We start from the raw sequence: 21,809 nt of genomic DNA on the forward strand, positions 1-21,809 counted from the left end.
GATTTTTCACCCCTTCGAGTGGTGATGAAATCGTCCGACCGGGACTTTCTACTGAAGTCTGTCGTCACGCAGTGAGAAACTTGCAGAAACTTCTGCACGTGCATTTACCGCTGCATGAGCGCGTGCTAGCGTCCCAGTCACAGGTAGATGCACGTGCAGATTCCTGAGCTTTTCACCGTCCCGGAAGGTGGGGATCATGGCTGAGCGGTTCGAGAACGGCATTCCGGCCGACCGTCTGACCGGCGCCCAGTGGCGCAAGGCGAGCTACAGCGGCGCTGTGGGCAACTGCGTGGAGGTCGCTCCGCTGGCATCCGGCGAGATCGCGATGCGCAACTCCCGCTTCCCGACCGGTCCGGCGCTCGTATACACCCGTGCGGAGATGGCCGCGTTCCTCGCCGGCGCGAAGGACGGCGAATTCGACGATGTCCTCGGCTGACGCGCTGGAGACCGTCGAAACCGGTCTCCAGGAGCTCATCGGCCGCGGGTACCAGTTCGTGCACCAGACGGACGCGAACGGCGAGTTCGAAGCCGTGGTCGGCGTGCGGGTCCACGACAACGTGGTGGACGTCGTCCGGCTCAACGCCGAGGACGACGCGGTCGCCACGCGGGTGCCGGGGACGGAGGACAACGTCTTCGAGCCCGAGAAGTGGCTGTGGCGCCGCCGCGGTGAAGTCGCCGAGGTGCTGACCGAAGTGCTCGCGCTCCCCGATGAGGAGACCAAGGCGCTCGCCCCCGCCAAGGGGTGCTGGGTGCCCGGGCGCGGTGGCACCTCGAAGTGGCTCGCGGCCCGCTGAGACACCCTTGATCTTCAGGCCCCGTGCGATGTGGACAGCCACGTCGTGCGGGGCCTGGTTCACGTTCGGGGCCGAGAATCGGGATCCACAACGCGAGCACTGCTCTCCCTGGAGCGGTCGTCACAAGCCCGTGAAGTGGGGAGAACCACGTCGCGCACGGCCAGACCCGGCTTAACACCCCTTACACTTGGACTTGGCCCGCCCACGTCTTCTTGGGAGCACCTCGGTGGTTTCCGACCCCTCCGCCCGTCCTGACCAGCCCGAACCGGAACCCCGCGAGGAGTGTGGCGTCTTCGGCGTCTGGGCTCCCGGGGAAGAGGTCGCGAAGCTGACCTACTACGGCCTGTACGCGCTGCAGCACCGCGGGCAGGAGGCGGCCGGCATCTCGGTCTCCGACGGCTCGCAGATCGTGGTCTTCAAGGACCTCGGCCTGGTCAGCCAGGTGTTCGACGAGCAGGTGCTGCAGTCGCTGCAGGGCCACATCGCTGTCGGGCACTGCCGCTACTCCACGACCGGCGCCACGATCTGGGAGAACGCGCAGCCGATCTTCCGCACCACGGCCACCGGCAGCGGCCTGTCGTTCGCACACAACGGCAATCTCGTCAACACCGCCGAGCTGCGCGACCGCACGAAGGCCGCCGGCCTCAAGCCGCACGCGGGCCTCACCGGCTCGTCCAGCGACTCCGACCTCGTCTGCGGCCTGCTCGCCGCCAACGCGGCCGACAAGGGCATCGAGGCCGCGGCCATGGAGCTGCTGCCGACGCTGAAGGGCGCGTTCTGCCTGGTCTTCGCCGACGAGAACACCCTCTACGCCGCCCGCGACCCCCACGGCGTGCACCCGCTCGTGCTCGGCCGCCTGGAGCGCGGCTGGGTCGTGGCGAGCGAGACGGCCGCGCTGGACATCTGCGGCGCGTCGTTCGTGCGCGAGGTCGAGCCGGGTGAGCTCATCGCCATCGACGCGGAAGGCCTGCGCTCGTCGCGGTTCGCGAACCCGGAGCCCAAGGGCTGCGTGTTCGAGTACGTCTACCTCGCCCGCCCCGACACCACGATCGCCGGCCGCAGCGTGCACGCCACGCGCGTGGAGATCGGCCGCCGGCTCGCCGGCGAGCACCCGGCCGACGCCGACCTGGTCATGCCCGTGCCGGAGTCCGGCACGCCGGCCGCGATCGGCTACGCGCAGGGTTCGGGTATCCCGTACGGCACCGGTCTGGTGAAAAACGCCTACGTCGGGCGCACGTTCATCCAGCCGTCGCAGACGATCCGCCAGCTGGGCATCCGGCTGAAGCTCAACCCACTGCGGGACGTAATCCGCGGCAAGCGCCTGGTCGTGGTCGACGACTCGATCGTCCGCGGCAACACGCAGCGCGCGCTCGTGCGCATGCTGCGGGAGGCCGGCGCGCTCGAGGTCCACGTGCGGATCGCTTCGCCGCCCGTGCGCTGGCCGTGCTTCTACGGCATCGACTTCGCCTCGCGTGCCGAGCTCGTGGCCAACGGCGTCGACCTCGACGGCATCCGCCGCTCGATCGGAGCCGACTCGCTGGGCTACATTTCGCTCGACGGCCTGGTCGCGGCCTCGGAGCAGCCGAAGTCACGCCTGTGCACCGCGTGCTTCTCCGGCGAATACCCCATCGACCTGCCGGACGACGCGTTGATCGGCAAGCACCTGCTGGAAAGCATGGATTCGGTCAATGGCAAAGCGACTCCGGTCAGCCCGGCCGGGTACGGTGCCGAAGACGCCGTCCGGCGTCCCTAGTCAGATTTGTCCAGTAGGGAGTCCGCTTCCGTGAGCGAGTCCACGAGCGCCACGTACGCAGCCGCCGGTGTCAGCATCGAAGCCGGTGACCAGGCCGTCGAGCTGCTCAAGCCCCACGCCGAGCGCGCCACCCGCCCCGAGGTGCGCGGTGGTGTGGGCGGGTTCGCGGGGCTGTTCTCGCTCAAGCTCGACAAGTGGAAGGAGCCGGTGCTCGCGTCGTCCACCGACGGCGTGGGCACCAAGATCGCGGTCGCGCAGGCTCTGGACAAGCACGACACCGTGGGCATCGACCTGGTGGCCATGGTCGTCGACGACCTGGTCGTGACCGGCGCCGAGCCGCTGTTCCTGCAGGACTACATCGCGGTCGGCAAGGTCATCCCGGAGAAGATCGCGGCGCTGGTCGGCGGCATCGCCGAAGGCTGCGTGCAGGCCGGTTGCGCACTGCTCGGCGGCGAGACGGCCGAGCACCCGGGCCTGATGGGCGAGCACGACTACGACGTGTCGGCCACCGGCGTCGGCGTGGTCGAGGCGTCCGCGCTGCTCACGCCCGAAAAGGTGCGCCCGGGTGACGTCGTGCTGGCCATGGGTTCCTCGGGCCTGCACTCCAACGGCTACTCGCTGGCCCGCCACGTGCTGCTCGACATCGCGCGCATGCCGCTCGAAGGGCACGTCGAGGAGTTCGGCCGCACGCTCGGCGAGGAGCTGCTGGAGCCGACCAAGATCTACGCCAAGGACTGCCTGGCGCTGGCCGCCGAGACCGAGGTGCGCACGTTCGCGCACATCACCGGCGGCGGCCTCGAGGCCAACCTCGCGCGCGTGATGCCGCGGGGCCTCGTCGCACGGCTGGAGCGCGGCACGTGGACGCCGGCGCCGGTGTTCGCCCTGATCGGGCAGCGCGGCAAGGTCGAGCGCGCCGAGCTGGAGAAGACGTTCAACATGGGCGTCGGCATGGTCGCGATCGTGTCGGCCGAGGACGTCGACCGGGCGCTGGCCGTGCTGACCGCGCGCCACGTGCCGGCGTGGATCCTCGGCGACGTGCAGCCGGCCGACAACCCCGACGGCCCGCGTGCCGTGCTCTCGGGCGACCACCCGCGGTTCTAGAAACGCGGTTGTCGCGGCTGGAAGACTGGACAGCGTGGCATCAGTAGCAGAGGACGTGGTTGTCGGCTCCCGGTTCGTGATTCCGGCGGCCGAGTTGAGCGAGCGCTTCTCCCGGTCGTCCGGACCGGGCGGGCAGGGCGTGAACACCACCGACTCGCGCGTGGAGCTCTCGTTCGACGTCGCGCGGTCGGCGGTGATCCCGGAGTCGTTGCGCGAGCGGATCGTGGCGCGGCTGGCGGGTCGCCTGGTCGACGGCGTGATCACCATCGCGGCCAGCGAGCAGCGTTCGCAGCTGCAGAACCGCGACGCCGCGCGTGAACGCCTCGCCGACCTGCTGATCAAGGCTTCCGCGCCGCCGCCGGCCAAGCGGCGTCCCACCAAACCCTCCCGGGGTTCGAAGGAACGCCGCCTGGCCGCGAAGAAACGCCGCAGCGACGTGAAACGCGGCCGCGGCGGCCGGTTCGACGACTAGCTCACCGACAGGTGCACGCACTCGCCGGCCGGCTGGTAGCCGACGCGGCGGTAGACCGTGGCGATGCCCAGATCGCCCGGGGTGAGGAAGGCCGTGGGGCCACCTCGCTCGTGGACCAGACGCGTGAGATGCGCCGTGATCGCCGCGGCGATTCCCCGGCGGCGGTAGGCCTCGGCGACGGCGATGCCGGCGATCTCGGCCGCGCCGTCCACGATGTCCAGCGCGAACCCGCCGCCGATCACCGCGCCCGTCGCGGTGTCCTCGGCGCGCACGGCGCGGTCGCCGAACGAGCGGGTGCTCGCCAGTTCGGCGTCGGACACCTCCGGGGACTCGCCGAAGGCCACGTTCTGCGCCGAACGCAGGCTGCGCAGGTCGGCGTCCGTCTCCGGAACACGGAGCACGATCCCGGCGGGTGCCGGGTGGTCCACGAAGTCGGCCGGGGTGCAGGTCATGAGCGGGATGCGCCGCTCGAGCGAGTAGCCCTGCGCGACGAGGAGGTCCTCCAGGCCGGGCGCGGCTTCGGTGAAGAACTCGAGCCGGGGCTGCAGGCCGCGGCCCGCGTACGCCTCGGTCAGCGCGGTGATCTCCGCCGGTGACGGCTCGGCGCCGTCATCGGGGATCGCGTAGTTGAGCATCGGGTGGCCGGTGGTGCGGGAGAAGGTCGCGAGGAACGGGCCGATCCGTTCGACGTCACGGCCTCGGGGCGCGGTGGCACGGACATACGCCTGAAGGGCGGACATGCTGGGTGATCCCTTTCGGGGTCGAAGGAGACACACGCGCGCTGCCGAGAAGGGCAGGGCATGGGAGGACGGCTGACGGGCTCGCGTCAGGCCTGACCTCGGCCGTCGCGAGCAGCGGCGGCAAACATAGGCGTTCCTTCGTCCGAAGATCCGAGAGCTTTCAGTGTCCCAGCTGGGGCAACCGATTTAACTCAGCGCCGTTCGCGGTGGCCGATCCCGGCGTAGCGCGTGTCCCACACCGAACGCGGCACGCGCAGGCGGACAGGCGCGTTGCAGACGGTCCGACGCACCTGCTGCGGGATCGCGACCACGGGCACCACGTCGAAGTAGCGCCAGCCGCGGCGGGTCAGGGCGGCACCGAGCGCGGCGCCGATGGTGTTGAGCAGCACGTCGTCGGTCGAGGTCACGCGGCCGCTGTGGATGAGGAACTGCGTGACCTCCACCAGCACGGACGCGCTCAAGGCGGTGAGCGTGATCCGGCTGATCGACCGCAGCCGGCGCAGGCGCAGCGGCACGAGCGCGCCCAGCGGGCACAGGAGAAGCAGGTTGCCGACGACTTGCCAAAGCGATCCGTCGTCGGACAGCGCGGCGGCGAGGTCGGCACCGGGCACGAGATCGAGGGTGCTCCCCGAAGCTGTGCCGACAGGCATGATGACCAGGCAGAGCACGAGCGCGCCGATCGTCACCGCCGTCACGTCGACGGCCGCGGTCGCCGACGCGTGGCCGAGGCTGATGCTGCTTCTTCGCCGCCTCCGCGCGGCGAGCAAGGGCCAGCAGAGCAGCGCGTACGGCAACGCGATGGCCGTGATCGGGATGATCCCCCAGAAAGCGCGCAGCAAGGCGCCCATGCGCTTCCCTTCTCGAACCCCTCTGAACTGCTTCTTCCCGCCCTCCCAAGATCAACCTTCGCATTGCCGGTTCGAGTCGGCATGCTCAGCGGGCCGCACTATTCGGTGATCTTTCCGGTGGCGCGAAACGGCTTCCCGTGGTTCGGTCGAGGCGCGGACCGTCCATAGTGGATGCTGTGGACAACCCTGTGGAAGGATTTCGCCGACTTGGTGAAAAGCCTTGTTTCACAACGGAAATCAAGGGTTCGAGCCTGTGTACTACCCGGCGAGCTCGCGCGCCTTCCCGATGAGCGCGGACAGGTGCAGGCCACGGTGGACGTCGCACGGATGCGTGGTCGTGCCACTCGCGACCATGGCCGCGAAGTCGTCCAGCAGTGCCGTGTAGGACTCCCCGGCGGTGCCCGGTTTGCGACCGAGCGTCCGGTAGCCGTGCTCGCCGTAGACCGCGACCTCGACCACGCTCGGCTGAACCGGCAGTCGCAGCGACAGCGTCGCGGTGCTCGTGGCGCCGCCCTCGTGGGCGAACATCAGCTGCCACAGGTCGTCGGGGCCACGGTGAGCCGCGAGCACGTCGGTGATGCGGCCGAGGGCGGCGTCGAGCAGGTCGAACGCGTGCGGGCCGATGTCGGCGAGCGCGCCACCGGCCGCGTCGAGGCGCCAGGCCGAGGTCGAGTACTGCCCGCCGAGCAGCGCGCCCGACAGCCAGCGCGCGCCACCGCCGCGCCAGCCGCCCGAGGCGGCGAGGCCGTCGAGCCACTCGCGCGTCTGCTGGGAGAACCGCAGCGTGAGCATCACGAGCGACGCGACGCCGGCTTTGTCCACGGCGTCGGCCAGCCGCTGGGCGCTCGCCAGGTCGGCGGCGATCGGCTTCTCGAGGATCAGGTGCTTGCCGGTCTCGGCCGCGCGCGTCGCGATCTCCGCCTGCACGGCGGGCGGCACGGCGAAGGCGAGGGCGTCGACCAGCGAGAACAGCTCGTCGAGGTCGTCGGTGCCGACGGCTCCGTGGGCCTCGGCCAGCGGACGGGCGCTGGTGATGCGGCGCGCCCACACGGCGGTGAGCTCGGTGCCGGGGTGTTCGGTCAGGCCCGGCGCGTGCACCGTGGTCGCCCAGGGACCGGTTCCGACGAGGCCGATGCGCAGCTGTCCGACGTCCACGCCCGGCAGTGTAAGTGTGTCCGGCGCCGCTTCCGGCGGGTACCTCCGGTGGGTTAACGTCGGTCAGCTGTACACCACGATCGGGGGAAGCCGGTGGGAATCCGGCGCTGACCCGCAACCGTGAGCGGCCGCCCGTGCGGCCGTGAGCCGGATCGCCCGCCGTGGTCCGATTCGATGCGAGGTTCATCAACGATGCGGTTGTTCCCTGTCTTTTCTGCCCGGCTCCTTGCCGTGGCCGCGCTCCTGGTCACCGCCGGTCTGTCCGGTGCGAGTCCCGCCACCGCGACCGTGCCCGGCAAGGGCGCCGCGGGGTACTGCCCCGACGCCACGGGCGTGACGGTGGTCGTCGACTTCCAGGACCTCAGTGGCGACACCCTGATCCGCTGCGCGCCCGGGCCGCAGGCCGACGGCGTGGCGGCCATGCAGAACGCGGGCCTCGACATCGCGGGCGTCGGCAAGTACGGCCTCGCGCTGATCTGCAAGATCGAGGGCAAACCGGCCGACCAGTCGTGCTCGGGGATGCCGCCGGAGAGCGCGTCGTGGAGCTTCTGGACGGCGACCGACGGTGGCAAGTGGGCTTCGAGCCAGGTCGGCGTGCAGGGCTGGAAGCCGCCGGCGGGGAGCTTCGAGGGCTGGTCGTTCGCGCACAAGAAGTCCTTCCAGGACTACCCGCCGCCGCGGGTGGCGCCGGTGCGGAAGGCCAACGTGCCTGCGCCCGCGGCCGCGGCCACGGATTCCGGCGGCAGCGGTTTCCCGTGGAGCCTGGTGATCGGGCTCGTCGTGATCGCGGTGCTCGTCGTCGCGGGTGTGGTCGTCGGGCTGCGGCGCAGGCGTGCTGCCCGGTAACGCGCGGGCTCTGCACCCGGGCGCGTGGTGGGTGTGGGCGCTCGCGCTCGCCGTCGCCGCCAGCCGCACCACCAACCCGCTGCTGCTCGCGCTGGTGATCGCCGTGGCCGGGTTCGTGGTGGTGAACCGCCGGGGCGACGCGCCGTGGGCGCTGGCTTTTCGGGTGTACGCGCTGGTCGCGGGCGTGATCGTGGTGTCGCGCGTGCTGTTCCGCATCCTCAGCGGCGGCGAGGACGGCGGCCACGTGCTCTTCACGCTGCCGACGATCCCGCTGCCCGCCGCGGCCGCCGGGATCGAGCTGCTGGGGCCGACGTCGGCGGAGGAGCTGCTCGGCGGCTTTTACGACGGGCTGCGGCTGGCCACGATCGTGCTCTGCGTCGGCGCCGCCAACGCGCTGGCCAACCCGAAACGCCTGCTCAAGGCCGTGCCCGGCGCGTTGGCCGAGGTCAGCACGGCCGTCACGGTGGCGCTTTCGGTCGCGCCCCAGCTGGTGGAGAGCGTGCAGCGGGTGCGGCGCGCGCGACGGCTGCGGGCGGCGCGCGGCCGGGGGCTGAGGTTCGTGAAGGGGGTTTTCGTGCCGGTGCTCGCCGACGCGATGGACCGCTCGCTCCTGCTGGCGGCGGCCATGGACTCGCGCGGCTACGGCCGGCGTGGCTACCTCGCGCCGCGCGTGCGGGTGCTGATCGCGACCTGCGTGCTCGCGGGGCTGTTCGGGGTCGCCGTCGGGGTGTACGGGGTGCTCGACGGGTCGTCGAGCTGGCTCGGCGTGCCCATGCTGGTGGCGGGCTTGGCCGTGGCGTCCGCCGGGTTCGTGCTGGGCGGACGGCGGATCCGGCGGACGGCGTACCGGCCTGATCCGTGGCGGCTGCCGGAGACGTTGGTGGTGCTGTGTGGGGTCGCGTCGGCGGGGCTGCTGCTGGCTTCCTCGCCGGCGCAGCTGGCCACGTCGGTGAGCCCGCCGAGCTGGCCGACGTTGCCCTTGCTGCCGGCGTTGGCCGTGTTGATCGCGGCGTTGCCGGCCTGGCTCGCGCCGCGGCCACTGCCCGTCGCCGAGGTGGCTCGATGATCGAGTTTTCACAGGTCACCGTCACCTACGACGGAGCTTCCTCGCCGGTGCTGCGCGGCGTCGACCTCGTGGTGGAGGAAGGCGAGCTGTGCCTCGTGGCCGGGCGCACGGGGGTCGGCAAGTCGACTTTTCTCGGCGCCATCAACGGGCTCGTGCCCCACTTCACCGGCGGGACCCTGGCCGGGCGCGTGCTCGTCGACGGCCTGGACACAGCCACGCACCTGCCGCGTGAGCTGGCCTCGGTGGTCGGCGTCGTGGGGCAGGACCCGCTCGCCGGGTTCGTCACGGACACCGTCGAGGAAGAGCTCGCATACGCGATGGAGCAGCTGGCCGTGGCGCCCGACGTGATGCGCAAGCGCGTCGAGGAGACGCTCGACCTCCTGGGCATCGCCGAGCTGCGCGACCGTCCACTTCGGACGCTTTCGGGCGGCCAGCAGCAGCGCGTGGCGATCGGGTCCGTGCTCACGGCGCACCCGCGCGTGCTCGTGCTGGACGAGCCGACGTCCGCCCTCGACCCGACGGCCGCCGAGGAGGTGCTGGCCGCGATCACGCGGCTGGTCCACGACCTCGGCACGACAGTCGTCGTCGCGGAGCACCGGATGGAGCGCGTGGCGCAGTACGCCGACCGGCTGCTTTACCTGCCCGGCGACGGTTCCGTGCGGTCCGGACCGCCGGCGGAGGTGTTCGCGGACGCCGACGTGGCGCCGCCGATCGTGGAGCTCGGCCGCTTCGCGGGGTGGTCGCCGCTGCCGCTCTCGGTGCGAGACGCGCGGCGGCGGGCCGGGCCGTTGCGGGAGCGCCTCTCGTCGGTGACCCGCCCTGCCGCGGCCGGCGTGCCTACGGAGGACGCGCTCACCGCGCAGGGGGTGCAGGTGCGCTACGGGGGCGTAATGGCCGTGCGTGGGGTGGACCTGCGGCTGGGCCGGGGCGAGGTCGTCGCGCTGATGGGGCGCAACGGGTCCGGCAAGTCTTCGCTCCTGTGGGCGCTGCAGGGCAGTGGGCCGCGCTCGGGTGGAACCGTCGACGTGCTGGGGGCGGACCCGGCTTCGGTGCGGCCGCGGGCGGCGCGGTCGCGTGTCGGTCTGGTGCCGCAGACGCCGTCCGACCTGCTGTACCTCGACTCCGTGGCCGCCGAGTGCCGGCAGGCAGACGTCGAATCGGGCGCCGCCGCGGGCACGGCCCGGGCGTTGCTGGACCGGCTGGTTTCGGATGTCTCCGCGGATGCGAACCCTCGTGACCTCTCGGAAGGACAGCGGCTCGCGCTCGTGCTGGCCGTGCAGCTGGCGGCCGCGCCGCCCGTCGTCCTGCTCGACGAGCCCACGCGCGGCCTGGACTATCCCGCGAAGCGCCACTTCGCCTCGGCGCTGGCCGCGTTGGCCGCCGAAGGCCACGCGATCCTGCTGGCCACGCACGACGTCGAATTCGTCGCCGTGGCCGCGCACCGCGTGGTGGTGCTGGCCGAAGGCGAGGTCGTGGCCGACGGCCCGACCTCCGACGTCGTCGTGTCGTCCCCGGCGTTCGCACCGCAGGTCGCGAAGGTCCTGGCGCCGCAGGAATGGCTGACGGTCGCCGAGGTCGAGCAGGCGCTGAGGTGATCGACTTCCTCGGCCCGGCCGTGCGGATCCGGCTGCGAACCGCCGCCGTGCTCGTGGTTGCCGTGGCACTCGGCCTGGCAATGTTCTGCTGGCCGCTCTTCGTGTCCACGCCGCCTTCGGGCCACACCGCCGACGCGCCGTTCATCTTCATGGCGACGCTGCCGGTGCTGATCCTGATCGTGCTCGCCGAACTTTCCAGCGGCGGTCTCGACGCGAAGGCCCTGGCCCTGCTCGGCGTCCTCTCCGCCGTCGACGCGGCGCTGCGGCCGCTCGGCGCCGGCACGGGCGGCATCGAGCTGGTGTTCTTCCTGCTCGTGCTCGCCGGCCGCGTTTTCGGCCCGGGCTTCGGCTTCGTGCTGGGCGCGACCTCGCTCTTCGCGTCCGCGCTGCTCACGGGCGGCGTCGGGCCGTGGCTGCCGTTCCAGATGCTCGCGTCTTCACTGGTCGGCCTGGGTGCGGGGTTGCTCCCGCGGGGCGTGCGCGGCCGCTGGGAAATCGCGCTGCTCGCCGCCTACGGTGTGGTGGCCGCGTACTTCTACGGGCTCGCGATGAGCATGTTCACCTGGCCGTTCCTGGCGGGCACGTCGGCTTTGGACTTCGTGCCGGGTGCGCCGCTGGGCGCCAACCTGCACCGGTTCCTCGTCTTCACCGTGCTGACGTCCACGCTCGGCTGGGACACGGGCCGCGCGATCACCAACCTCGTCGCGATCCTGGTCCTGGGCCCGGCCATCCTCACGATCCTGCGCCGAGCGGCTCGGCGAGCGGCGTTCACCCGGCCCTGAGCGAACGCCCGGCCTCGTCGAGCCCGTCGAAAATCAGTAGGTGTAGAAGCCCCGACCGGACTTCTTGCCCATCAGGCCCGCGTCGACCATGCGCAGCAGGAGCGGCGGGGCCGCGTAGAGGGGCTCCTTGAACTCGTCGTACATCGAGTCCGCGATGGCCTTCACCGTGTCGAGGCCGATGAGGTCCGACAGGCGCAGCGGGCCCATCGGGTGGGCGGTGCCGAGCTCCATGCCGCGGTCGATGTCCTCGGCGGTGGCGAAGCCGGACTCGACCATGCGGATCGCCGAGAGCAGGTAGGGCACCAGCAGCGAGTTGACGATGAAGCCGGCGCGATCCTGGGCGCGGATCACCGTCTTGCCCAGCGCCCCGGCGTGCTCCTCGGCGCGGCGGGCCGTGTCGTCGCCCGTGAGCAGCGACGGGACCAGCTCCACCAGCGGCAGCACCGGCACGGGGTTGAAGAAGTGGATGCCCACGACCTGCTGTGGCCGGTTCGTGGCCATGGCGATCTTCACGATCGGGATCGACGAGGTATTGGACGCGAAGATCGCATCTTCCCGCGAGACGATCTTGTCGAGCTGCCCGAACACGTCGACCTTGGCCTGCTCCTGCTCGAGGATCGCCTCGATCACGAGGTCACGGTCGGCCAACTCGGCCAGCTCCGTGGTGAAGCGCAGCCGACCCAGCGCCGCGTCGGCGTCCTCGGCCGACAGCTTGCCGTTCTTCACGCCCCGCTGCAGCGACCTCTCGATGCGCGCCTTGCCGGCGTCGAGAGCAGGCTGGCTGACCTCGGTGATCACCACGTCGAAACCCGACTTGGCGTGCACCTCGGCGATGCCCGAGCCCATCTGCCCGGCACCCACCACGCCGACTCGCTGAATGTCTGTCACCGGCTAGCTCCTTCGTCACGCAGGCACAGAAAATGGGCAGCACGCGACGCGCGAGGGTGGTGCCGGGCCGTGCCCGGACTCCACCCTCGCGTATCGCGTCTGCTCAACGCCGGTATTCGTCGTACCCGTCGTCGTACGGGTCCTCGTACCGGTTGTCGTCCTCGTGCCCGTTGCTGGGCGAGGAATCACTTGACAGCTCGCGCTGCAAAGCATCGAAATCGGTGTCGTGGGAGCTGTACTTGAGCTCGCGCGCCACCTTCGTCTGCTTGGCCTTAGCCCGGCCGCGCCCCATGGCTCGACCCCCTCGCACAGGGGCGGGGCGGCCGGGGGAATCGGCGGCCCCGCATCGTCTCGACAGTTCTTTCCTGGTCACACCGTACCGTGTCCCGGGGGTTCGATGCGACGTGGCACGGTGTGCCGGTGGCGACAGTGTCCGCCGGACGCCGGTTACCGGCCTGTCGGGGGTGATCCGCGCAGGTGGGCGTGCCACGATGCTCAGGTGCTCCGTCCCTTCGTGGCGTATCTGAGGGTGTACGAACCCCTGCTCGCGCTCGGTGACCCGCCCGACGACCGCCTGCGTGAAGCGGTCGCCGCGGCGAAGCTGCGCCGGGCCGCGATCGGCGAACGCGAGCAGGCTGTGTGGCTCAAGTCACAGGCTGCCGCGCCCGCCCGGTTGCTGCCCGCGGAGCTCGCCGACGGCCGGCCCGCGCCGAGCTTGCTGACCGACGTCCTCGTGCTCGACCCGGCGGAGGTGCCGGCCGGCCACCCCGGCACCGGCCCGTTCGTCTGCCCGCTCGAACTGCGCGCCCGCGCGGCCGCCGCGCTGGTGACGTTCCTCGGCGACGCGACCCCGGCGTTGAAGAACGCCGTGCTCGACGCCGGCGGGGTCTCAGCCGACCGCGCCCGCTCGCACACGAAGGCCGCGATGACCGACCTGACCACGGCCGCCGCCCACACGCTCACCACCACCTGGACCGTGCCGCTGCCGTGGTTCGTCCTCGTCGACCCCGACGAGCGCAAGCTCGTCCTCGGCTCCGGCCAGGACGATCCGGTGCGCGAGCTGTCGTGGCGCATGTCGATGTCCGACGCGCTGACCCGCGCGGCCGAGGCCGGCGAGCTGATCGAGGCCGCGTTCGGCGACTCCGGTCCGGGCCGCGTGCTGTCGCAGACGCGCCAGTGGCTGGAGAGCTTCGACCCGGACTCCGTAGTGGAACTGGACTACGGCGGCCTGGTGCAACTGTTCGCCGATGCGATCCTCGAGTCCGACACCACGGCCGAGGAGGTTCACGACATCCTCGAGGCCCTGCGCACCGGCAACGTCGAGGAGCTGGCCGAGCTGTTCTCCGAGCTGCGCGAGTTCTGGGGCGACCTAGCGGCTAGGGAGCGCTCCAACTGACGAGCAGCCGGCCCACGGGCCGGCCACCACCGAGCACGGGCGGGTTCGCGAGGGCTTCGAGGTCGGAGACGTCCACGCCCAGGTGCGCGAGCACGGCCACGGCCAGCGGCGCGCAGCCGCGCTTCGCGCCGTCCGACATCTTCAGCGCCACCGCCGTGCCGTCGGCCAGCGCGAACGCCAGCACGCCCTCGGCGCCGATCTTCGACAGCAGGCCTGGCACCGCGCCCATCAGCGCGGTGTCCTCCCGGTCCGTGCCGGCGACCAGCCACGGGTGCGCGCGCATGGCGTCGGCCACGCGCAGTTCTTCGGACCCCGCCGAAGCCTGCACCAACCGGCCGAACGCCCGCGCCAGGCCGGTGAGCGAGTAGGCGAACAGCGGCGCACCGCAGCCGTCGACGCCGGTGGTGGCGATCGGTTCCCCGGTCAGCTCCACCACGGTGTCGGCGAGCGCCTTCTGCAACGGGTGGCCCGGCTGCTCGTAGCCGTCGGTCGGCCAGCCCGCGGCGACGCAGGTGGCGAGCATCCCGGCGTGCTTGCCGGAGCAGTTCATCGTGACGCGCAGCGGCTCGGTCGCCGCGTGCATCGTCGGCTCGTGCAGCGGGTACGCGGGCGGGCAGGCCAGCGCCGACTCGTCGAGGCCGGCCGCCGCGAGCATCGCCGCGACGCGCTCGACGTGACCGGGTTCGCCGGAGTGGGAACCGCAGGCCAGCGCGAGGTCCGCGCCGTCGTAGTCCAGGCCGGCGCGCAGCATGCCGACGCCCTGCAGGGGTTTGGTGGACGAGCGCGGGAACACCGGACTCATCACGTCGCCGACCTCGTGGATCACGCTGCCGTCCGGGGCCGTGATCACGAGCGAACCGCGGTGCACGCTTTCCACGAGGCCGGACCGCTCGACCTCGACGAGAACCGGTTCTGTCACTCTTCGGTGCGTCCCAGTTCGGAGTCGAGCAGCTCGTCGACGGTCGCAGAGCCGCGCTGGTAGCGGGCGGCGATCTCGGCGTTGAGGGTGTCCATCACGCCTTGCACCTGGCGCCGGAACGTGGACACCGAAGACTCCTCGGTGGCGTAGGTGTCGAGCGCGGAGGCGAGCTTGCCGTCGGAGAGCGTGCCGACGTCGGTGAGGTCCGTGTCGCCGATCAGCGCCTCGGCGTGGCGGCGGTGCTCGCCGGCGCGCGAGGGTTCGAGCTGCTGGTGGCGCCCGGAACCGGTGGCGGGGCCGAGCGCGTTGTCGGCAAGGATCGTGGCTAACTGGTCGACGATGCTGTTGACGCCACCGGACGACCGGCGCTGCTGTTCCGCGCGCACGATGTCGATCCGCGCGTGCAGCAGCCGGCGCAGGTACGAGAGGTCGGTCTCCTCCTGCGCGGCCTCGTCACGGCGTTCGCGCAGCACCGGCAGCGGCAGGTCGCCGAGTCCGGTGAGGTATCCCGGGGCGAGGACGCGGTCGATCCGCCGTCGCCCACCGGGACGCACTTCGATCACGGGCACATCCTGCTCTAGATTCCCCGACAATGCTACCGCCGGGTTCGCTTCAGCCCCGCAACCGTTGCGCGGCCTCCCGACCAGGGGCGGCGTGCTCACCCGGCACGGAGTCGGGGTCCACGATGGCCTGAACGATGCGGTCAGTGTTGTTTTCAGAGTTCTCGGCCGCGTCGTCTTTCCCCAGTCCGGCCAGCAGTTCCGCGCCTGCGGGCACGGAGCGCTTGACCAGGGCCAGCGCGATGGGGCCGAGCTCGTGGTGCTGCACGACGGTGCCCACGCGGCCCACCACACGTTCGCCCAGGCGCACCGGGTCACCTGTTTCGGGCGTGATCTCGGGTGAACCGTCGAGATGCAGCAGCGCGAGGTAGCGCGGCGGGCGCCCGACGTTGTGCACCTTCGCGACGGTCTCCTGGCCGCGGTAGCAGCCCTTCGCCACGTGGGCGGCGCTGCCGATCCAGCCGACCTCGTGCGGGATGGTGCGGTCGTCGGTGTCCACGCCGACCCGCGGGTGCCGCGATTCCACGCGCAGCGCTTCGAACGTCCAGCTGCCGGCCGGGCGCGCACCCGCGTCGGTGAGGCGCTGCCACCACGTCGCGAGCTCTTCACGCGGCACGAGAAGGTCCACACTGGACCGGGACGGCCACGGCATGCGGCGCGCGAAACCACCGCCGGGCAACTCCGACACGGAATACGGCTCGGTACCGACCTCCACACCCACCGCCGTCAGTACGCGTTCGGCCTCGGGCCCGAGCACGGTGAGGACGGCGAGTTCCGTTGTGGCGTCGAGGATCTCGACCTTCGACCAGAACTTCATCGCCTCGAGGTATTCACGCAACGTCTGCTTGCCGCCCTTGGGCAGCGCGCTCGTCGCGACGGGGCCGGGGTCGCTGTCGAGCCAGACGGTGCCGTCGAGGTGCGCCAGCACGAAGTGCGTGTCGACGTGGCCCTGGCTGTCGAGCACGAGGGCTTCGGTGCCGGACCCTTCGGGCAGCTCCGTCACGTGCTGGGAGATCACGAGGTGCAGCCAGCTCAAGCGTTCTTCGCCTGAAACAGCCAGCACTTCGCGGTGCGAGCGGTCGATCACGACCACGCCGCGGGCGGCGGTGCGCTGCTCGGCGAACGGATCGCCCCAGTGCCACGGAACTCCCGACTCGGGGTGTCCGTCAGGCGCGGCGATCGCGCGGGGGGCTTCGAGCAACGGCGAGCGGTAGGCCATAACCACAAGACTAGGTGAGTACCGTGACACTATGCGCGTCCTCGCCTTCCTCGATGGAACCCTGGCCGACCCCGAAGCCGCCCACATTCGTGTGGACGACCTCGGATTGCTGCGCGGAGACGGGGTGTTCGAGACCATCCTCGTGGCTGACAAAAAACCGCGGGAACTGCGTCCGCACCTCGACCGACTCGCCCGCTCCGCGGCGATGCTGGAGCTGCCGGCGCCCGACCTCGCCGCCTTCGAGACGGCGGCCCGCGCCGTGATCGACAACTGGGCCGGTGGTCGGGAAATCGCGTTGAAACTCGTGTACACGCGGGGTGTCGACGGTGATCCGGCCGGCACGCCGACCGCGTTCGCCATCGGCATGGAGATCGACGAGAAGGTGCGCCGCGCCCGCGCCGAGGGCGTCGCCGCGGTGACGCTGGAGCGCGGCTTCGGACCCGAGGTCGCCGAGCGCGCGCCGTGGCTGCTGTTGGGCGCGAAGACCGTTTCCTACGCCGTGAACATGGCCGCCCTGCGCGAGGCCGGCCGTCGGGGCGCACAGGATGTGATCTTCACCGCTGCCGACGGTTCCGTGCTGGAAGGCCCGACGTCCACGGTCGTGCTGGCCCGCGAGCGCACGCTCTACACGCCGCCGTCCACGGTCGGGATCCTGCCGGGCACCACGCAGGCGGCGCTGTTCCGCGGTGCGGAGAAGGCGGGCTGGACGGTGAAGGTGGAGCCGTTCTCGGCCGCCGACCTGGCGACGGCCGATGGGGTGTTCCTCGCGTCGTCGGTCCGGCTCGTCACCCGCGTGCACACGCTGGACGGCACCGCCTTGCCCGACTCGGCGGAGCTGCACCGCGAGCTGGTGGCGGCCTACGAAGGCGAGTACTGAGCCGGTGCCTCGCTGATCACCACGGCGGACGCGCGGACGCCTTCGGCCTCGTAGGCGGCGATCTTGTGGTGCCCGACCAGGATCAACGGCCGGGTGCCCGACAGCACGACGGCCACGGGACGGTGGCCGGTCCGGATCGCGGTGCGGTAGTAGGCGACGCGCGCTTCGTCGTCGGGTGGCCAGGTCGCGGTGGGCACGAGGGGCTCGTCGGTGTCGAGTCGGGCGGGGCCGTCGACCTGGTAACACCCGTCGACGAGCAGAGCCAGCAGGTCACGCAGCGTCTCGGCCAACGGACGCCGCAGCTGGCCCGTGGCCAGCGCGATTCGCAAGGACTGCGGCAGCTCCACCTGCACGCCACCGTTCCGTTCGAGGACCCTGTTCAGCTCCAGGACACCTGTCCCACCCGTGACCGTTACCCGTTCCACGCTCATCAAGACGAGCGGAACCGCACAGAGGTTCCAGGGTGTGCCTGCGCGAGTGCGCCGAGTGACCCGCGTCTCACCACGGCGTGTTGGTGAAGGCCGGTGTTCGAGCGCAAGGCCGACGTGAACTGCGCAATCAGCGGACCCGATCAGCAACGAGGAATTTGTTGGCAAGCGACACGGCCCGACCGGGGGTGGAGCAGGGTTCCCGCGGCCTGCCGGGGAAATGAATGACGCCGGCCGGGAACATCCTTTGGCCGCACCGGAGTCGTCGCTGGTCACCTGGTTTCAGGTCGGGCTTGGTCCCGTGCAGCCGTTCTGGACGCCGGTGCAACATCACCGTGGAGAGCGGACAGGATCCGGTCGTCCTTCACACGGCGCAACACCTGCACCAATCCTTGGTCGACTTCGCCCACGACGTCTTTCGATGCGAGTCGCGGATCGATCTGGCCCCGGTGCCGCCACCTCTGCCCGACGCGGTCTGGTCCGGTCCGCCGCGGTACCGCGTGGGTTTCCAGGGCACGTTGATCGAATGGTCACTGGACGCCATCGGCTGGCTCGGTGAGTTCAGCGCCGACGTGGCAGCCCGCCGAGGCGCCGGCGTCCCGCTGCTGCGCACGGTGAGCCGCTCGGCATCCGCGTCGGCATGACCGGATCAAGACGAGCGGAACCGCACAGAGGTTCCAGGGCGTGCCTGTGCGAGTGCGCCGAGTGACCCACGTCTCACCACGGCGGCCACCGGGTAGCCGCCGGTCGTGGGGTGGTCGGCGAGGAAAACGACGGGCAAGCCGCTCGGCGGGACCTGGATCGCGCCGGTCAGCAGGCCCTCGCTGGGCAGCTCGGCGGTGTTCGCGCGCCGCAGCGGTGGGCCGTCGAGGCGCAGGCCGACGCGGTTGGACTGTGGCGTCACCGTCCACCACGCGCCGAGGCCTTCGACGAGGTCGGTGAACCAGTCGTCGCGCGGGCCGAGGATCACGGGCACGACGAGCCGATCGGGTGCCGTGGGGGCGATCACCACGTCGGCTCCCGCCGGCACGCCGGTGACCGGGCCGAGTGGCAGCGAAACGCAGTCTTCCAGCGGTTCCGGCCCGATGCCCGACAGGACGTCCCGCGAGCGGCTGCCCAGCACCGGCTCGACGGCGATCCCGCCCGAAACCGCCAGGTAGCTGCGCAAACCGGCCGACGGGCGGCCGAGCGCAAGCGTTTGCCCCTCCCGTAGCGAGACGGCCGAGTGGGAACCGACCTGCCGGTCGTCCACCTGCACCGGCACGAGGGGTCCGGTCACGGCGACCGTGCACGGCGCCGTCGCCCGCACGGCAAGCCCGCCCAGCAACGCTTCGATCCCGGCCGCATCCTCGGGGTTGCCGACCAGGCGGTTGCCGAGGCGCAGGGCAGCGGCGTCGAGGGCACCGGAAGGGGGCACGCCGAGGTGTGCGTAACCGGGCCGGCCGAGATCCTGCACCAGCGCGAGCGGTCCCGTGTGGACGATCTCCAGCGCGCGCATCACACGCTCCGGAAGCGCACGCGGTCGCCGGGCGCGAACAGTGCGGGCCGCTCGGCGGCCGGGTCGAACAGCGTCGCGTCGGTGTGCCCGAGCAGCCGCCAGCCGCCGGGTGACTCGCGCGGGTAGACGCCGGTGAACTCTCCGCCGATGCCCACGGACCCGGCGGGGACCTTCGTGCGCGGGGACTCGAGCCGGGGTTGCCGCAGTGCGTCCGGCAGCCCGGTCAGGTAGCCGAAACCGGGCGCGAAGCCGGTGAACGCGACGGTGTACTGGGCTTCGGTGTGCAGCTCGACGACGTCGGCCTCGGAGACCCCGGCATCGCGCGCCACGAGCGACAGGTCCTCGCCGTCGTAGTGCACGTCCAGCGTGACCTCACGCGCCGACCCAGCGGGCGGGTGCGTGAGATCAGCGCCGTCGAGCAGCTCCCGCACCGACTTGAGCGCGGGTGACCCGGGCTCCGACACCACCAGCAGGCTGCGGGCCCCGGGCACGAGGTCGGCGATCCCGTCGACGACGGCGGCCTCGACCGTGGCGCGGGCGGCGGTCATCTGCGCGAGTGAGTCGCAGTCGAGCAGGGCGGCGTGCTCGCCGCAGGGCCGCCAGAGCATGGACAGAGCGTACTGTGCTGATTGCTACCAATCCGACCACAGTCACGGCCGAATGGCTTCGTAGCAACGGTTACGTGCCGGGTGGTGGTCGGCCTACTTTTGGCCGGATCAGTAAAGCCCAGCTCAGCCGACGACGCGGTGCAGCAGAGCCGACACGTGCGGCTGCATCTCCTGGCCCATCATCGCGCGCTCCTCGACGTAGCCGAGGCTGCCTTCGATGAGGCCGTAGAGCCGCTGCGCCGCGGTGACGTCCTTGGCCGTTGCCGTGCGGATCACCGCGTCGGTGCCCAGCTCCCACGACGTCTGGTTGCGCGGCTTGCCGTAGTAGAGCTCCACGATGCCGGAGCTGTGCGTGAGCAGCAGCTCGATCGTGTCGTCCTCCTGTGGCCGCCAGAACCCGCTCTCGCGGGCGGCGGGGCGGATGACGTTGCCCTCGTCGTCGAGCAGCCACGCGCGGGCCTCGTGCGTGAGGAACGGGCGGCCGTCGTGCGCGATGGTGAGCTGCTGCGCGAACTTGACCGGCCCCTCGATGGTGGGGTAGTCGACCTCGCCCTCACCGCGCCAGACGCCGACCATCGGCAGCAGCGCGAGGCACGCGTCGTTCAGGTTCGGGCCCTCGCGCAGGTTGGCCGTGTCGTTGGGGATCGGCAGGTCGTCCCACAACGGCAGGTTGCGCGTGCGGGTGCTCGCCGCGCGCTCCTCCGCGGCCGCGATGGCTTCGTCGCCACTGGCGGTCATGGTGCTCAGCGCTGGTCGGCGTACAGCCGGTAGACGACGTAGCAGGCGAACCACACGATGGCGACTGCCGCCAGGGCCAGCAGGATCGTAAACAGGGTCTCCACAGCGAGGACAATAGTCGGCCCGGCGCCCTCAGGCTCCGCGCAGGGTCGTCGCGGTGAGCACAGTCACGACGAGCAGCACGCCACCGGCCATGGCCGCGTGCGGGACGGCCGTCAGGTTCGCGCTGCCCGAGAGGGCGGCCACGCCGTGGAGAAGTGTCCTTCCCTGCGCGGGTACACGGAGCGGGTCCTGAACGAAGAAAAGTGAAGGGCCCCCAGGGAAAACCCTGGGGGCCCTTCATGGAAAAACGCGTCAGCCGACCGAGATCGCCAGCTGGTGCAGGCCTGGGCCTTCGGCGGTGACGGAGGCCTCGCCGTTGCCCGTGCGGTGCAGCGCGCGCACCGTCCACGAGCCCGGCGCCGCGTAGAAGCGGAAGTCACCCTCGGGTGAGGCGACCACCTCGCCGGTGAAGTCGCCGCCGCCGTCGAGCAGGCGCACGAACGCGCCGCCCAGCGGGCCGTCGGAGCCGGTCACCTTGCCGGCCAGCACGACCTGACCGTTGGTGTCGAAGTCAGCGGGCGTGGCCACCTGGACCGGGGCGCCGCAACCGTCGTCAGCCATCTACTTCGCTCCCAATTCGACCGGCACGCCGACCAGCGAGCCGTATTCCGTCCACGAACCGTCGTAGTTCTTCACGTCGGAGTAGCCGAGCAGCTCGTGCAGCGCGAACCACGCGATGGACGAACGCTCACCGATGCGGCAGTAGGCGATGGTCGCCTTCGCGTCGTCGATGCCGGCCTCGGTGTAGAGGTCCTTGATCTCGTCCTCGGTCTTGAAGGTGCCGTCCTCGTTGGCGACCTTGGCCCACGGCACGTTCAGCGCGCCCGGGATGTGGCCCGGCACCTGGGACTGCTCCTGCGGCAGGTGCGCCGGGGCGAGCAGCTTGCCGGAGAACTCGTCGGGCGAACGCACGTCGACGAAGTTCTTCGCGCCGATGGACTCCACGACCTCGTCGCGGAACGCGCGCAGCGAGAGGTCCTGTTCCGTGGCCTTGTATTCGGTGGCGTCGCGCTTCACGTCGTCGGCGTTGAGCTCACGGCCGTCGAGCTCCCACTTCTTGCGGCCGCCGTCGAGCAGCTGCACGTTCTGGTGGCCGTAGAGCTTGAAGTACCAGTATGCGTAGGCGGCGAACCAGTTGTTGTTGCCGCCGTAGAGGATCACGCGGTCGTCGTTCGAGATGCCCTTCTCCGAGAGCAGCTTCTCGAACGCGGCCTTGTTCACGAAGTCGCGGCGCACGCCGTCCTGCAGGTCGTTGCGCCAGTCGAGCTTCACCGCACCGCGGATGTGCCCGGCGTCGTAGGCGGTCGTGTCCTCGTCGACCTCGACGAACACCACACCGGGTGTGTCCAGGTTCTCCTCGGCCCACTGAGTGGTGACCAGGGCGTCTTCACGGCTCATGGAAGCGAACTCTCCTTCTGGGGTTT

Annotated in this window: 26 protein-coding genes and 1 riboswitch; of the genes, 12 read left to right on the forward strand and 14 right to left on the reverse strand. The window is 71.0% G+C overall.

Going from position 1 to position 21,809, the window contains the following annotated elements; genetic code table 11:
* Window positions 1–196 precede the first annotated feature (196 nt).
* From AB0M56_RS01965 to arfB, 5 genes are all read left to right on the forward strand, one after another.
* Entirely contained in the window at window positions 197–436 is a 240-nt protein-coding gene (locus tag AB0M56_RS01965) for a DUF397 domain-containing protein (RefSeq protein ID WP_220245081.1), read from the forward strand.
* Window positions 423–794 (forward strand): hypothetical protein, encoded by a 372-nt coding sequence (locus AB0M56_RS01970; RefSeq protein WP_354864993.1) that lies wholly within the window; start codon window positions 423–425, stop codon window positions 792–794. Before AB0M56_RS01965 ends, AB0M56_RS01970 begins: the two co-directional genes overlap by 14 nt.
* 226 nt (window positions 795–1,020) lie before the next feature.
* Window positions 1,021–2,547: an amidophosphoribosyltransferase gene (gene purF, locus AB0M56_RS01975; RefSeq protein WP_364169938.1), complete on the forward strand. Its 1,527-nt coding sequence runs from the start codon at window positions 1,021–1,023 to the stop codon at window positions 2,545–2,547.
* Between the two features lie 30 nt (window positions 2,548–2,577).
* On the forward strand, window positions 2,578–3,648 hold the full coding sequence (purM, locus tag AB0M56_RS01980; protein WP_364169941.1) for a phosphoribosylformylglycinamidine cyclo-ligase: 1,071 nt from the start codon (window positions 2,578–2,580) through the stop codon (window positions 3,646–3,648).
* A gap of 55 nt (window positions 3,649–3,703) precedes the next feature.
* Window positions 3,704–4,120, forward strand: a complete 417-nt coding sequence (gene arfB, locus AB0M56_RS01985; protein ID WP_364170721.1) for an alternative ribosome rescue aminoacyl-tRNA hydrolase ArfB — start codon at window positions 3,704–3,706, stop codon at window positions 4,118–4,120.
* Here the strand turns inward: arfB and AB0M56_RS01990 are convergent.
* The 3 genes from AB0M56_RS01990 to AB0M56_RS02000 all read right to left on the reverse strand — a co-directional run bounded on the left by AB0M56_RS01990 (window position 4,117) and on the right by AB0M56_RS02000 (window position 6,863).
* Window positions 4,117–4,860 (reverse strand): GNAT family N-acetyltransferase, encoded by a 744-nt coding sequence (locus AB0M56_RS01990; protein WP_364169943.1) that lies wholly within the window; start codon window positions 4,858–4,860, stop codon window positions 4,117–4,119. The genes arfB and AB0M56_RS01990 overlap by 4 nt on opposite strands.
* A gap of 191 nt (window positions 4,861–5,051) precedes the next feature.
* A complete protein-coding gene (locus tag AB0M56_RS01995) occupies window positions 5,052–5,708 on the reverse strand; it encodes a VanZ family protein (RefSeq protein WP_364169945.1) in 657 nt (218 codons plus the stop codon).
* 258 nt (window positions 5,709–5,966) lie between these two features.
* Window positions 5,967–6,863 (reverse strand): Gfo/Idh/MocA family oxidoreductase, encoded by an 897-nt coding sequence (locus AB0M56_RS02000; RefSeq protein ID WP_364169948.1) that lies wholly within the window; start codon window positions 6,861–6,863, stop codon window positions 5,967–5,969.
* A gap of 43 nt (window positions 6,864–6,906) precedes the next feature.
* Window positions 6,907–7,042: riboswitch (cobalamin riboswitch) on the forward strand.
* A gap of 52 nt (window positions 7,043–7,094) precedes the next feature.
* Here AB0M56_RS02000 and AB0M56_RS02005 point away from each other — a divergent pair.
* From AB0M56_RS02005 to AB0M56_RS02020, 4 genes are read left to right on the forward strand one after another with little or no spacing between them, the layout of a single operon-like run.
* Window positions 7,095–7,709 (forward strand): hypothetical protein, encoded by a 615-nt coding sequence (locus AB0M56_RS02005; RefSeq protein WP_364169951.1) that lies wholly within the window; start codon window positions 7,095–7,097, stop codon window positions 7,707–7,709.
* On the forward strand, window positions 7,699–8,775 hold the full coding sequence (locus AB0M56_RS02010) for a CbiQ family ECF transporter T component (RefSeq protein ID WP_364170723.1): 1,077 nt from the start codon (window positions 7,699–7,701) through the stop codon (window positions 8,773–8,775). Before AB0M56_RS02005 ends, AB0M56_RS02010 begins: the two co-directional genes overlap by 11 nt.
* Window positions 8,772–10,370, forward strand: coding sequence for an ATP-binding cassette domain-containing protein (locus AB0M56_RS02015; RefSeq protein ID WP_364169953.1), 1,599 nt, complete (start codon window positions 8,772–8,774; stop codon window positions 10,368–10,370). Before AB0M56_RS02010 ends, AB0M56_RS02015 begins: the two co-directional genes overlap by 4 nt.
* Complete coding sequence (locus tag AB0M56_RS02020; protein ID WP_364169955.1) at window positions 10,367–11,152, forward strand: ECF transporter S component; 786 nt, start codon at window positions 10,367–10,369, stop codon at window positions 11,150–11,152. Before AB0M56_RS02015 ends, AB0M56_RS02020 begins: the two co-directional genes overlap by 4 nt.
* 33 nt (window positions 11,153–11,185) lie before the next feature.
* Here AB0M56_RS02020 and AB0M56_RS02025 read toward each other — a convergent pair whose 3' ends face one another.
* Both AB0M56_RS02025 and AB0M56_RS02030 read right to left on the reverse strand, forming a co-directional pair.
* The gene (locus AB0M56_RS02025; RefSeq protein ID WP_364169958.1) at window positions 11,186–12,040 is read right to left on the reverse strand and encodes a 3-hydroxybutyryl-CoA dehydrogenase; all 855 of its coding nucleotides are present in this window, start codon (window positions 12,038–12,040) and stop codon (window positions 11,186–11,188) included.
* Between the two features lie 103 nt (window positions 12,041–12,143).
* The gene (locus AB0M56_RS02030) at window positions 12,144–12,332 is read right to left on the reverse strand and encodes a DUF3073 domain-containing protein (RefSeq protein ID WP_364169961.1); all 189 of its coding nucleotides are present in this window, start codon (window positions 12,330–12,332) and stop codon (window positions 12,144–12,146) included.
* Between the two features lie 207 nt (window positions 12,333–12,539).
* Here AB0M56_RS02030 and AB0M56_RS02035 point away from each other — a divergent pair, with 207 nt between their 5' ends.
* Window positions 12,540–13,436, forward strand: coding sequence for a hypothetical protein (locus AB0M56_RS02035; RefSeq protein WP_364169964.1), 897 nt, complete (start codon window positions 12,540–12,542; stop codon window positions 13,434–13,436).
* Here the strand turns inward: AB0M56_RS02035 and AB0M56_RS02040 are convergent.
* From AB0M56_RS02040 to AB0M56_RS02050, 3 genes are read right to left on the reverse strand one after another with little or no spacing between them, the layout of a single operon-like run.
* Window positions 13,417–14,355: an asparaginase gene (locus AB0M56_RS02040; RefSeq protein ID WP_364169966.1), complete on the reverse strand. Its 939-nt coding sequence runs from the start codon at window positions 14,353–14,355 to the stop codon at window positions 13,417–13,419. The genes AB0M56_RS02035 and AB0M56_RS02040 overlap by 20 nt on opposite strands.
* Window positions 14,352–14,918 carry an aerial mycelium formation protein gene (locus tag AB0M56_RS02045; protein WP_364169969.1) on the reverse strand — a complete coding sequence of 189 codons (567 nt, stop codon included), beginning with the start codon at window positions 14,916–14,918 and terminating at the stop codon, window positions 14,352–14,354. The genes AB0M56_RS02040 and AB0M56_RS02045 overlap by 4 nt, the downstream gene beginning before the upstream one ends.
* Window positions 14,919–14,967: 49 nt before the next feature.
* Complete coding sequence (locus tag AB0M56_RS02050) at window positions 14,968–16,134, reverse strand: folate-binding protein (protein WP_364169972.1); 1,167 nt, start codon at window positions 16,132–16,134, stop codon at window positions 14,968–14,970.
* 31 nt (window positions 16,135–16,165) lie between these two features.
* On the opposite strand from AB0M56_RS02050, the gene AB0M56_RS02055 reads away from it, so the two are divergent.
* Window positions 16,166–17,011 carry an aminodeoxychorismate lyase gene (locus tag AB0M56_RS02055; RefSeq protein WP_364169973.1) on the forward strand — a complete coding sequence of 282 codons (846 nt, stop codon included), beginning with the start codon at window positions 16,166–16,168 and terminating at the stop codon, window positions 17,009–17,011.
* Here the strand turns inward: AB0M56_RS02055 and AB0M56_RS02060 are convergent.
* Window positions 16,993–17,436 (reverse strand): hypothetical protein, encoded by a 444-nt coding sequence (locus tag AB0M56_RS02060; RefSeq protein ID WP_364170725.1) that lies wholly within the window; start codon window positions 17,434–17,436, stop codon window positions 16,993–16,995. The two genes, AB0M56_RS02055 and AB0M56_RS02060, sit on opposite strands and share 19 nt — an antisense overlap.
* Window positions 17,437–17,774: 338 nt before the next feature.
* On the opposite strand from AB0M56_RS02060, the gene AB0M56_RS02065 reads away from it, so the two are divergent.
* Window positions 17,775–18,083, forward strand: coding sequence for a hypothetical protein (locus AB0M56_RS02065; protein WP_364169976.1), 309 nt, complete (start codon window positions 17,775–17,777; stop codon window positions 18,081–18,083).
* Window positions 18,084–18,088: 5 nt separating this feature from the next.
* Here the strand turns inward: AB0M56_RS02065 and AB0M56_RS02070 are convergent, their stop codons facing one another.
* The 5 genes from AB0M56_RS02070 to AB0M56_RS02090 all read right to left on the reverse strand — a co-directional run bounded on the left by AB0M56_RS02070 (window position 18,089) and on the right by AB0M56_RS02090 (window position 21,783).
* Window positions 18,089–18,937 (reverse strand): biotin-dependent carboxyltransferase family protein, encoded by an 849-nt coding sequence (locus tag AB0M56_RS02070; RefSeq protein WP_364169977.1) that lies wholly within the window; start codon window positions 18,935–18,937, stop codon window positions 18,089–18,091.
* Window positions 18,937–19,545 (reverse strand): 5-oxoprolinase subunit PxpB, encoded by a 609-nt coding sequence (gene pxpB, locus AB0M56_RS02075; protein ID WP_364169980.1) that lies wholly within the window; start codon window positions 19,543–19,545, stop codon window positions 18,937–18,939. Before pxpB ends, AB0M56_RS02070 begins: the two co-directional genes overlap by 1 nt.
* A gap of 123 nt (window positions 19,546–19,668) precedes the next feature.
* Window positions 19,669–20,283, reverse strand: coding sequence for an FABP family protein (locus AB0M56_RS02080; RefSeq protein WP_364169983.1), 615 nt, complete (start codon window positions 20,281–20,283; stop codon window positions 19,669–19,671).
* Between the two features lie 354 nt (window positions 20,284–20,637).
* The gene (locus AB0M56_RS02085; protein WP_220245061.1) at window positions 20,638–20,946 is read right to left on the reverse strand and encodes a DUF1416 domain-containing protein; all 309 of its coding nucleotides are present in this window, start codon (window positions 20,944–20,946) and stop codon (window positions 20,638–20,640) included.
* Complete coding sequence (locus tag AB0M56_RS02090; RefSeq protein ID WP_364169986.1) at window positions 20,947–21,783, reverse strand: sulfurtransferase; 837 nt, start codon at window positions 21,781–21,783, stop codon at window positions 20,947–20,949.
* Between the last annotated feature and the right edge of the window lie 26 nt (window positions 21,784–21,809).

Source organism: Amycolatopsis sp. NPDC051372, assembly GCF_040682095.1.
Classification (GTDB): domain Bacteria; phylum Actinomycetota; class Actinomycetes; order Mycobacteriales; family Pseudonocardiaceae; genus Amycolatopsis.

Bases quoted from the DNA above. Each gene is read 5' to 3' on its own strand.
- AB0M56_RS01965 (WP_220245081.1), top strand. From the start codon at position 197: ATGGCTGAGCGGTTCGAGAACGGCATTCCGGCCGACCGTCTGACCGGC.
- AB0M56_RS01970 (WP_354864993.1), top strand. From the start codon at position 423: ATGTCCTCGGCTGACGCGCTGGAGACCGTCGAAACCGGTCTCCAGGAG.
- AB0M56_RS01990 (WP_364169943.1), bottom strand. From the start codon at position 4,860: ATGTCCGCCCTTCAGGCGTATGTCCGTGCCACCGCGCCCCGAGGCCGT.
- AB0M56_RS01995 (WP_364169945.1), bottom strand. From the start codon at position 5,708: ATGGGCGCCTTGCTGCGCGCTTTCTGGGGGATCATCCCGATCACGGCC.
- AB0M56_RS02015 (WP_364169953.1), top strand. From the start codon at position 8,772: ATGATCGAGTTTTCACAGGTCACCGTCACCTACGACGGAGCTTCCTCG.
- AB0M56_RS02030 (WP_364169961.1), bottom strand. From the start codon at position 12,332: ATGGGGCGCGGCCGGGCTAAGGCCAAGCAGACGAAGGTGGCGCGCGAG.
- AB0M56_RS02050 (WP_364169972.1), bottom strand. From the start codon at position 16,134: ATGGCCTACCGCTCGCCGTTGCTCGAAGCCCCCCGCGCGATCGCCGCG.
- AB0M56_RS02055 (WP_364169973.1), top strand. From the start codon at position 16,166: ATGCGCGTCCTCGCCTTCCTCGATGGAACCCTGGCCGACCCCGAAGCC.
- AB0M56_RS02070 (WP_364169977.1), bottom strand. From the start codon at position 18,937: ATGCGCGCGCTGGAGATCGTCCACACGGGACCGCTCGCGCTGGTGCAG.
- pxpB (WP_364169980.1), bottom strand. From the start codon at position 19,545: ATGCTCTGGCGGCCCTGCGGCGAGCACGCCGCCCTGCTCGACTGCGAC.
- AB0M56_RS02080 (WP_364169983.1), bottom strand. From the start codon at position 20,283: ATGACCGCCAGTGGCGACGAAGCCATCGCGGCCGCGGAGGAGCGCGCG.
- AB0M56_RS02085 (WP_220245061.1), bottom strand. From the start codon at position 20,946: ATGGCTGACGACGGTTGCGGCGCCCCGGTCCAGGTGGCCACGCCCGCT.
- AB0M56_RS02090 (WP_364169986.1), bottom strand. From the start codon at position 21,783: ATGAGCCGTGAAGACGCCCTGGTCACCACTCAGTGGGCCGAGGAGAAC.